We start from the raw sequence: 1,857 nt of genomic DNA, 5'->3' as shown, positions 1-1,857 counted from the left end.
CGCGCGGCGTGTCGAGCCAGTCCACCCGGCGCATCTTGCGCACCACCACGAACTCGTCGCGGTTGGTGCCGATGGTGCCGTAGTAGTTGAAGCCGTAGCTCAACTGCGCGTAACCACCGATCATGTGCGTGGGCTTGAGCACGATGCGCGTGACCGAGTTGTGGATGCCGCCGCGCACGCCGGTGATCTCCGAGCCCGGCGTGTTGATGATCTTCTCCTGCGAGTGGTACATCATCACCATGCCGGGGTTGACGCGCTGGCTGACCACCGCGCGCGCGGCCACCGCGCCATTCACGTTGAACAGCTCGACCCAGTCGTTGTCCACGATGCCGGCGCGTTGCGCGTCGGTCTCGCTGAGCCAGATCACCGTGCCCCCGCGGTTGAGCGTGAGCATGATCAGGTTGTCGCTGTAGGTGCTGTGGATGCCCCACTTCTGGTGCGGCGTGATGAAGTTCAGCACGATCTCGGTGTGGCCGTTGGGCTGGCGGCCCTGCACCGCGTCGGTGGTCTTGAGGTCCACTGGCGGGCGGTAGCTGCTGAAGCCCTCGCCGAAGGCGATCATCCAGGGGTGGTCCTGGTAGAACTGCTGGCGCCCGGTGAGCGTGCGCCAGGGGATCAGTTCGTGAACGTTGGTGTAGCCCGCGTTGTAGGACACGGTCTCGCTCTCGATGCCGCTCCAGGTCGGCGAGCTGATGATCTTGCGCGGCTGCGCCTGGATGTCGCGGAAACGGATCTTCTCGTCCTCGCGGTACAGCGCCAGGTGCCGGTGATCCCGCCCGGTGGCCTTGCCCAGCGCCTCCCAGGCCTTGACGGCCACGTGGCCGTTGGTCTCGGGCGCGAGCTGAAGGATCACCTCGCAGGCGTCGATGTCGCTGACGATGCGCGGCAGGCCGTGCGTGGCCCCCGGCTCGTTGGTGGAGCCGTTGAGCTGGCCGAGCTGCGTGACCTCCTGCTCGGTTTTCCAGCCGATCCCCTTGCCGCCATTGCCCAGCTGGTTCATGAGCGGCCCCAGCGCGGTGAAGCGCTTGAACACGTTGGGGTAGTCGCGCTCGACCACGGCGATCTGCGGCGCGGTCTTGCCGGGAACGAGATCGCACTCGCCCTTCTTCCACTCTTTCACCTCGAAGGGCTGGGCCAGCTCGGCTGGGCTGTCGTGCATCAGCGGCGTGAGCACCACCTCCTTCTCCACGCCGAGGTGGCCCACGCAGACCTCGCTGAAGGCTTTGGCGAAGCCCTTGTAGATCTCCCAGTCGCTGCGGCTTTGCCACACCGGGTCCACCGCGGCCGACAGCGGGTGGATGAAGGGGTGCATGTCGCTGGTGTTGAGGTCGTTCTTCTCGTACCAGCTCGCGGTGGGCAGCACGACGTCGCTGTACAGGCAGGTGGTGCTCATGCGGAAGTCGAGCGTGACCAGCAGGTCGAGCTTGCCCTCGGGGGCGGTGTCGTGCCAGCGCACCTCGGTGGGCTTCGCGTCGTCCGGGCCCAGGTCGGCGCCCTGCACGCCGTGCTGCGTGCCCAGCAGGTGGCGGCAGAAGTACTCGTGGCCCTTGCCGCTGGAGCCCAGCAGGTTGGAGCGCCACACGAAGAGGCAACGCGGCCAGTTCTGCGGCGCGTCCGGGTCCTCGCAGCTCATCTCCAGCGTGCCGTCCTTGAGCGCCTTGACGACGTAGTCCTTGGGGTCCATTCCCGCGGCGGTGGCGTCGGCCACCACCTGCAGGGGGTTGGTCTTGAGCTGCGGCGCGCTGGGCAGCCAGCCCATGCGTTCGGCGCGCACGTTGTAGTCGATCATGCTGCCGCCCCAGGCGGCCTTATCGGCGAGGGGACTCACGATCTCCCCGAGGTCGAGTTTTTCGTAGC

At 67.0% G+C, this 1,857-nt stretch carries 1 protein-coding gene; it reads right to left on the bottom strand.

Annotated elements, in window-relative coordinates; all coding sequences use genetic code 11:
* Positions 1-1,857, bottom strand: a 1,857-nt coding sequence (locus BGO22_RS13715; protein ID WP_286851314.1) for a molybdopterin dinucleotide binding domain-containing protein, incomplete at both ends; no start/stop codon positions are given.

Origin of the sequence: Hydrogenophaga sp. 70-12 (genome assembly GCF_001897365.1) — a bacterium.
In the GTDB taxonomy this organism is placed as follows: domain Bacteria; phylum Pseudomonadota; class Gammaproteobacteria; order Burkholderiales; family Burkholderiaceae_C; genus Hydrogenophaga; species Hydrogenophaga borbori.
The sequence above is the reverse complement of the archived record's forward strand: the minus strand, read 5'-3'. Positions and strand labels throughout refer to the sequence as shown.